This is a genomic window from Microcystis sp. M_OC_Ca_00000000_C217Col, from assembly GCF_007095585.1.
Lineage (GTDB): Bacteria > Cyanobacteriota > Cyanobacteriia > Cyanobacteriales > Microcystaceae > Microcystis > Microcystis panniformis.
Genome location: NZ_SFBV01000220.1, coordinates 1 through 8,054 on the forward strand (window position 1 = coordinate 1; position 8,054 = coordinate 8,054).

At 41.3% G+C, this 8,054-nt stretch carries 9 protein-coding genes and 1 pseudogene; 8 read left to right on the plus strand and 2 right to left on the minus strand.

What is annotated here, in order from left to right; all coding sequences use genetic code 11:
• Window positions 1-550, plus strand: a pseudogene (locus EWV66_RS13170) (RNA-guided endonuclease InsQ/TnpB family protein); the annotation flags it as partial.
• 18 nt (window positions 551-568) lie between these two features.
• On the opposite strand, the gene EWV66_RS13175 reads toward EWV66_RS13170, so the two are convergent.
• Window positions 569-1,021 carry an SRPBCC family protein gene (locus tag EWV66_RS13175; RefSeq protein ID WP_002771258.1) on the minus strand — a complete coding sequence of 151 codons (453 nt, stop codon included), beginning with the start codon at window positions 1,019-1,021 and terminating at the stop codon, window positions 569-571.
• Window positions 1,022-1,125: 104 nt separating this feature from the next.
• Here EWV66_RS13175 and EWV66_RS13180 point away from each other — a divergent pair, with 104 nt between their 5' ends.
• The 3 genes from EWV66_RS13180 to EWV66_RS13190 all read left to right on the plus strand — a co-directional run bounded on the left by EWV66_RS13180 (window position 1,126) and on the right by EWV66_RS13190 (window position 2,866).
• Entirely contained in the window at window positions 1,126-1,488 is a 363-nt protein-coding gene (locus EWV66_RS13180; RefSeq protein WP_052275417.1) for a cupin domain-containing protein, read from the plus strand.
• A 5-nt stretch (window positions 1,489-1,493) separates the two neighbouring features.
• Window positions 1,494-2,339, plus strand: coding sequence for a prephenate/arogenate dehydrogenase (locus EWV66_RS13185; protein ID WP_052275418.1), 846 nt, complete (start codon window positions 1,494-1,496; stop codon window positions 2,337-2,339).
• 68 nt (window positions 2,340-2,407) lie between these two features.
• Complete coding sequence (locus EWV66_RS13190) at window positions 2,408-2,866, plus strand: nitrate reductase associated protein (RefSeq protein WP_052275419.1); 459 nt, start codon at window positions 2,408-2,410, stop codon at window positions 2,864-2,866.
• A gap of 393 nt (window positions 2,867-3,259) precedes the next feature.
• Here the strand turns inward: EWV66_RS13190 and EWV66_RS13195 are convergent, their stop codons facing one another.
• Complete coding sequence (locus EWV66_RS13195) at window positions 3,260-3,451, minus strand: DUF2949 domain-containing protein (RefSeq protein ID WP_002758191.1); 192 nt, start codon at window positions 3,449-3,451, stop codon at window positions 3,260-3,262.
• A gap of 482 nt (window positions 3,452-3,933) precedes the next feature.
• Between EWV66_RS13195 and EWV66_RS13200 the strand changes: the two genes are divergently transcribed.
• The 4 genes from EWV66_RS13200 (at window position 3,934) to EWV66_RS13215 (ending at window position 7,906) form a co-directional block, all read left to right on the plus strand.
• On the plus strand, window positions 3,934-4,911 hold the full coding sequence (locus tag EWV66_RS13200) for a glycosyltransferase (RefSeq protein WP_052275420.1): 978 nt from the start codon (window positions 3,934-3,936) through the stop codon (window positions 4,909-4,911).
• Window positions 4,912-5,646: 735 nt separating this feature from the next.
• Window positions 5,647-5,811, plus strand: coding sequence for a DUF4351 domain-containing protein (locus EWV66_RS24435; protein ID WP_072924171.1), 165 nt, complete (start codon window positions 5,647-5,649; stop codon window positions 5,809-5,811).
• A gap of 70 nt (window positions 5,812-5,881) precedes the next feature.
• Window positions 5,882-7,354, plus strand: coding sequence for a BCD family MFS transporter (locus EWV66_RS13210; RefSeq protein ID WP_185237189.1), 1,473 nt, complete (start codon window positions 5,882-5,884; stop codon window positions 7,352-7,354).
• A 114-nt stretch (window positions 7,355-7,468) separates the two neighbouring features.
• A complete protein-coding gene (locus tag EWV66_RS13215) occupies window positions 7,469-7,906 on the plus strand; it encodes a pentapeptide repeat-containing protein (protein ID WP_002758200.1) in 438 nt (145 codons plus the stop codon).
• Window positions 7,907-8,054: the final 148 nt, after the last annotated feature.

Consider the following 8,054-nt stretch of genomic DNA (forward strand, 5'->3'; position numbering starts at 1 on the left):
GCTAGGCTTCATCTTAAAGTATCAAGACAACGTAAAGACAAAGCAATTAAAGACGCTTTGGCGTTAGTCCAGTCTAATGATCTGGTAGTCTATGAAGCTTTAAAGGTAAGAAACTTAGTTAAAAACCGTAAGCTTGCCAAGTCGATTTCTGATGCTTCTTGGTATCAATTCACTCAATGGTTGAATTATTTTGCTAAGATTTATCGGATTGTCTGTGTTGCTGTGCCACCGCATTTCACTTCTCAAGATTGTTCAGTTTGTGGGACGAGAGTTCAAAAAACATTAAGCACTAGAACTCATCAATGTCCCAATTGTAAAACAATCTTAGATAGGGATCATAATGCAGCCATCAACATTCTTAAAAAAGGGTTGAAATATTTGGGAAATTATCTCAACGGTACTGTTGGGCAAACAGAAACCGACCCAAACGCATAATAGAGAGTCCGACCTCTGGGTTTTTAATGGAGACATTGAGAATCTAAGCTGTCTCGTTGAACAAGGAATTTCCGATAGTGATAGGTCAAGAATCCCCCGTCACAGCGTAGCTTGACGGTGGGAGTATGTCAACTCACCTTGGCGGCGTATTATTGACAATATTGAGCGCATAAAGGCGAAAACGCTCTAGATCAGCTTGCAGGGTTGATTCTACCACTCGACCGAGGAAAAGATTATCCATCAATTTTCCTAACCAACCGGGTATAGCATAGGCTGCTGTCAGTCGCACAATACTCCTACCATGACGATCATAAAAACGAATCGCCCCGCGGTTAGGCAACCCGTCCACGGATTCCCATTGAATAATCTGGTGGGGGACAATTTTCATTATCCGTGACAACCAAGTAAATTCTAGACCACCACTGGCTAACTTCCAACGGGAAAGCTCTGGCTCCTCCTCGATAATTTTCACCGATTCGATCCATTTCATCCAGTGGGGCATTTGTTCTAAATCTGACCAGAGTTCCCAAACCAGATCGATCGGCGCGTCCACTTCCACCTGTACACTATGTTCTAACCAAGTCATTCGTTAATTCTGGCGATGCTGAATATTTCTATGATAACGGCTATTAGTCTTTAGCTTTTCACTCAATGATAAAATAAAAACAATCTTCGAGGTTTAATTGTACTATGTTAATCAGAAAACTGCTCGAATGTGAGGAATTCATCGCTGGTGATCATACCCGATTGCGCGAGTTATTGCATCCCGATAAACAGCCGTTAAATCTACGTTATAGTTTAGCCCATGCGCAGGTAGATGTGGGGGAAACTTCTATTCCCCACGCTTTAAAAACTGCGGAAGTTTATTATATTCTGCAAGGACAAGGGGAAATGCACATCGATGAGGAAGTGCAATTAGTGACTGTCGGTGATGCAATTTATATACCTCCTCTAGCTAAACAATATATTCATAATTGTGGAGAGGAACCCTTAGTTTTCTTGTGCATTGTCGATCCTGCTTGGCGACTGGAAGACGAAATTATCTTTGAGTAAAACTAATGAATATTGGCATTATTGGACTGGGTTTAATCGGTGGTTCCTTGGGGTTAGATTTCCGCTCACAAGGTTATAAGGTTTTGGGAGTTTCTCGTCAACAATCAACCTGTGATATTGCTGTAGAAAAAGGAGTGGTAGATGAATCTAGCACCAGTTTAGAATTATTAGCTACTGCCGATTTAATCTTTATCTGTACTCCTATACATTTAATTGTGCCAACTTTGGAAAAATTAACTCCCTATTTACAAACCCAAACCATTGTCACCGATGTGGGATCGGTTAAAGAGGCAATTGTAGCCAATTGTAGTCAATTATGGCCAAATTTTGTCGGTAGTCATCCTATGGCTGGGAAAACCGAACAGGGAATTAATGCGGCACAATCGGGTTTATTTGTCAATACCCCTTATGTGATTACCCCCCTTGAATCTACTCCTAAATGTGCCGTGAAAATCTTAACTGAAATAGTAGAAAAATTAGGCTGTCAAATTTATTATTCCTCCCCCGAAGAACACGATCGAGCCGTGGCATGGATTTCCCATCTGCCAGTAATGATTAGTACCAGTTTAATCCAAGCTTGTGGGAAAGAACAAGACCCGAATATTCGCCAATTAGCGGAAAATTTAGCTAGTTCTGGTTTTCGCGATACCAGTCGCGTCGGTGCTGGCAATCCCGAATTAGGTTTAATGATGGCTAAATACAATCGTCAAGCTTTATTGATATCTTTGGCAAATTATCGGCAAAATCTTGATCAAATTGTTGACTATATTGCAGGAGAAAAATGGCAGGAAATAGAGGAAATTCTCGTCTCTAGTCATCAATATCGAGCCAATTTTCTTCAATCAAAATAACATTTTGCCCAGCAATTATACCCCAGCACTGTATCATAGATTTATCCTCAGCAAACCAATAAAATGATATGACCACCTTTTTCGACTTTGAAGCCGAATTTGTTGACTCCTTACGTTGCATACCGATGGCCGTGAGAATGAAACTAGATACCTGTGGAGTTAAATTAAAATTATCCCATTGGATGCAGTTAACTCAACCAGAAAGAATGGTATTAGTTAATATGGCTTGTACGACGGCAGCAGAAGCCAAAATCTATCGAGATTTTCTGCAAAAATTAATCACGGAAAAAACTGGCAATCCCGCAGGAGAACTAGCAATAGATACCCATCCCGCTTGGCTAGATGATAGCCAGATTCCTGATACAGTCCTAGAAAAAGCTAGAGAATTCCAGATCGAAATTAGTTTAGAACAATGGCAAAAATTGCCACCATCCCAACGTTTTGCCCTGATTAAACTCAGTCGTCCCGGTCACGAAAATCTCAACTTCTATCCGGCTCTAAAAGAGTTCCATATAGTCGATGCCTAACTCAAGGACTTAAGTAGTCGTGCAAAATAAATTTCCTAGTGAAGAAAGGCAAAGGGCAAGAGGCAAGAGGCAAAGGGGGGGTTAGATATGTGTAATTAATTTTGCCTAGGTACTTATGCCAGATTAATTAAGTTTGTTTCTACCTTACTTTCATGACAAGCAAAAAGGCGATCAAGGCGAGAAATTAGTATTTTATACCAGATCAATCTCGAATTAAAACGGGGGGAAATAGCAGATGATAGCTGGTTTAATTAGTCCCAGCAAAGGGGAGGTTTCCTACGATGGTAAACTTTAACGGGACTTAATAAATAAATTTCAGTAAATTGCCGCTCTGGGGATTGGTCATTTTTCTTAATAAAAATGATAATTAATGAGCATATTCTTGGAAAATAATTATACAGTTTCCATCCAGTCAAAAACTTGATTTAATTGCGACAAATCGATTAAACCGTACTGCCATAAAACCATCGGCAAAGAACCCACCGATGCTTCACAGAGACGCACAGCCATATCGAAGGAACGGGGGGAAATAGCTAATTTTTCCAAGAGGAAAGTGCGGAGTTGTTTTTGTTGATGAGCTTCCATGATGTAAGGATCATTGGTAATGATAATCTGATTATTGAATAACTTATCCTCTATTAAAAAGAGATGCTTCCCTCACGGGGATCACCCAATTGGGTGATTTTGTCCACCAATCGGAATAATTGAAGAATTTATCCATAATATGTCCTACTATCCCGAAATTGCTAGTGGGGATATCAACACTTTCTTTAGTTAGGGTCTGCTGAAAAAGTTTTTCGTGGGGACAGGGTGTGGGGTGTGGGGTGTGGGGTTTTACCAATTTTGAGGAGGTCAATTACCTAATTTTCAGGGAAAAAGTCCAGGAATTTTCCCCCCGATCACTCCCAGATCTGGTACTTTTTGATTTCCCCAAAGTCTAAAAGTCTTACCAAACAAGGTTTTTAGATTTATTCAGCATACCCTACTTAGAAAAACGAGAAAGGGGAACTTTTGGGATAAGCTATTGATAACCTAGTTTTTGCTCGAGTAGGAGAGAATTTCCCTCAATGAGTCATGTTCCTAAAGTTTCCGTGATTATTCCTTGCTATAATCAAGGTCGCTATCTTGATCATGCGATCGCATCTGTTTTGGTACAAACATACCAAGGCTTTGAAATCCTCGTCATTGATGATGGATCCACAGAACCAGAAACCATCGAGATTTTACAAGATTATCAACAGCCAAAAACTAGGATCATCCGCACAGAAAATCAAGGGGTTGCCACAGCGAGAAATCTAGGAATTGCCCAAGCGCAAGGAACCTATATTCTTCCCCTTGATGCTGATGATAAAATTGCCGATTCCTATCTAGAAAAAGCGGTTGCTTTGCTAGAAAGTAATGAGCAATTAGGTATAGTTTATTGCGAAGCGGAATATTTTGGCGATAGACAAGGAATTTGGCCGCTGCCTGAGTATAAATTTCCCGATATATTAGTAGATAATATGATATTTTGCTCCGGTTTGTTTCGGAAATCTGACTGGGAAACTGTGGGCGGCTACAATAGCAATTTAATTTATGGTTGGGAAGATCACGATTTTTGGTTATCTCTGATCGAATTAGGTCGAGAAGTCTATCGTATCCCAGAATTGTTATTTTTCTATCGACAAAAAGCTGATTCTATGAGTCGCTCAATGACCGCAGAACACTATATCTATTCCTACACCCAACTTTTTTATAATCATCCCCAACTTTACTCCCAAAATATCCAAACCATTTTTGCTGCTTTAGTCACCTTAAAAGTCGATATATTCGCTCAGTTGGAACAGGCTAGAGAACGAATTAAACAATTAGAAATTCATCAACAAGAATTGCAAGAAGAATTGCAAAAAACCCAATTGGATTATCGAGAAAGAGACGAGGAATTACAAAAAGCTGACAGTAAAATAGCCGCCATGGAAAAAAGTAAATTCTGGCAAATGAGAAGAGCTTGGATTAAAATGCAAAAATTGCTAGGGTTGCTGGAAAAAGACCCAATTTATTCCTAAGGGAACTTCAACGCTAAACAAAGATCGAATCGATTATAATCATTACAGAGTAAGCACTTGACGATTTGACTTCTGGATCACGGTGCCAAGATTTAGATCGTCGATAATTCCTCGCAGGTTGGCGATTCCTCCCTGTTTCATGGTTTCTTCTGGTTCTTTACTTTCGGTTTCCCCGTATTGAGTCTATTTTAGTCGGTCTTTGGGGTTGTAGATTTTGGCATCGGTGAGGACAATGGGGAAGATACGATCATAAGCTTAGACGCATTTAAGTTTCCTACTCGTATCCCTATCTACAAGGCGTTCCAGGATATTAAAGTGCAATGTAAGTGCGTCTAAGCTTAGAAATCTCCATTTTGTGCGATCTCGATTAACTCGAACATACAGTTACAGGAAAATGGATAATACAATAGGAAAATCTTGGCCAAAGTAGCCACAAAAATTGATAAGTAGGGAGGCACAATTATTTGTAGGATAGGTTAGCGGTAGCGTAACCCATGCTGGCGTTGGGTTTCATGCTTCAACCCAACCTACGTTCATCTTATATTTAATTCCACCCACCTACTTAATATCAAGGGGAGAACTGAAAAAAGCAATTTAGCCGTTGCTACAGCAATTCTGGCGGGGTTAGTATTAAGTAAGGAAATCACCAGAAACTTATTAAGGGAAGAAATTATGGGCGAATCAGTCATTGATCAGGACATCCAAAAAAAAGGAAGACAATAAGAAGCGGTTGCTTTGATTCTACAACTACTTAACCGTCGTTTAGGTGAAATATCCTCAACTTTAAGCCAACAAATCCAAGAACTATCTCTAGAACAATTCGCAACTTTAGGAGAAGCGCTGCTCGATTTTACCAGCTTGACAGTTCTGACCACTTGGTTATTGGACACAGAAACTTAAATCCCCAGAAGATGTCTGCTCGTCCTGCGTTAAATTTTTAAATACCGGCTTTTTTTGTATTGATTTAACCATGGCTACCAGCGATGTCTCCAATTCTACTCACTCATCCCCAAAACCCCTGCCAAAACTGGGACTTTTCACCATGTTTCGCTTAGGACTCTTTCAGATGGGACTAGGTATTATGTCCCTGCTGACTTTGGGGGTTCTCAATCGGATTATGATCGATGAGTTAAAAGTTTTACCCTTTCTCGCCGCAGCTGCGATCGCTATGCACCAGTTTGTTAGTCCAGCACGCATCTGGTTTGGGCAAAGATCCGACGGTAAAACTATTTTCGGTCATCATCGCAGCGGTTATGTCTGGATTGGGGCGGCAATTTTTACCGCTTTAGCTTTTATTGCTTTGCAGGTAGTTTGGCAATTGGGACTTAGTATTCAAACTTCGGGATGGAATACCATTTCCTACGCTTGGATTGCCCTCTTAGCCTTAATTTTCGCCCTCTACGGACTAGCTTTAAGCGCCAGTTCCACCCCTTTTGCTGCCCTCTTGGTGGATGTGTCCGATGAAGATAATCGATCGCAATTAGTTGCTATAGTTTGGTCAATGCTGATGGTGGGAATCGTCGTCGGGGCGATCGTTAGTTCTCGTTTGCTGGATACTCCCAATATCTGCGGTACAAATATTTTGACCTACGATCCGACTCAATCAGCCCCTATAGCCAATATTCCGCAGCTACAGGCGAGTATTAACCCCGTGTTCACGATTATGCCCGCTATCGTCTTCGGTCTCTGTATTTTAGCGACTTTTGGCGTAGAAAAAAAATATTCTCGTTTTAGTAGCCGGTCCACTCTTGTGCAAAGAGAGGATCAAATTACCTTCAAAGATGCCCTACAAGTTCTCACCGCTAGTCGGCAAACCGGTTTATTTTTCACCTTTCTGCTGATGATGACTTTGAGTTTATTTATGCAGGATGCAATTATGGAACCCTTTGGCGGCGAGGTTTTTGGGATGTGTATCGCCCAAACGACCCAATTGAACGCTTTTTGGGGAACCGGAACCCTTTTTGGTATTGCTGCCACGGGATTTATGCTCATTCCCCGCATCGGTAAACAAAAAACCACTAAATATGGCTGTATTTTTGCAACAATTTGTTTTATTCTCTTGATTTTTGCCGGCTTTTCTGCTAACCAAAGTTTATTAAAATCAAGCTTGCTCTTTTTCGGTTTAGCTTCGGGAATGATTACCGCCGGAGCTACCAGTTTAATGTTAGATTTAACCGCCGCCGAAACCGCAGGAACTTTTATCGGCGCTTGGGGATTATCCCAAGCGATCGCCCGGGGATTGGCCACGGTTTTAGGCGGTACGATTTTAAATATCGGTAAAGTTGTCTTTTCTAGTCCAGTTTTAGCCTATAGCTTAGTTTTCCTCCTGCAAGCATTGGGAATGATCCTAGCAGTTTGGTTATTAAGTCGGGTTGATGTGAAGGAATTTAAGGAAAATGCCCGAGCAGCGATCGCAACAGTCATGAAAGGAGAGATCGACTAGCAAAAGCAAGTAAAAGTGAGATAACAGGAGAATTAGCCCGATCGGGGGAAGTTGGTTAGCAGCTTTTTTCCTATCCTAAAAGTAGAGAGGAAAACGAAAGAGGAGGCTAAAACGATGAAAAGGACTTTAATGATTACCCTAGGTTCCCTAGCCTCCTTACTGCTGATTAACCCCGTCGGTGCGGAAAATCCCCAACAGGTACAACAATTATTGAATACGCGGGAATGTCCAGGCTGTGATCTCCGCGGTGCAGATTTAAGGGGGGCGCATCTAATCGGCGCAGATTTGAGAAAAGCGAATTTACAAGGAGCTAATCTGGAGGAAGCTAACTTAGAGGGCGCGGATTTGACGGATGCTAACCTAGAAGGCGCAAATTTGACCGCAGCTTTTCTGACTAATGCCAGTTTCAATCAAGCTGATCTCGATGGAGTCAATTTCACCAGTGCCGTGATTTATGATGCCGATGTGACAGGTGCATCGATGGAGAGAATTAACTTGACAAATGCTCAGATTTATGGTACTGGCATCGCTGTGGGTGGTGGCAATCCCTAGATAGGGCGGGCTGAATGAATCTAAAAACCTGGCGTTGTCAAATTGAAAGATGCTCCGAATCAGCACCGGAACTGAAATTACTTTGATAGGAAAGATTACATGGCATCTTGACAATTAGTGTTTAATGAACGAATAGTGCCGATAGTTG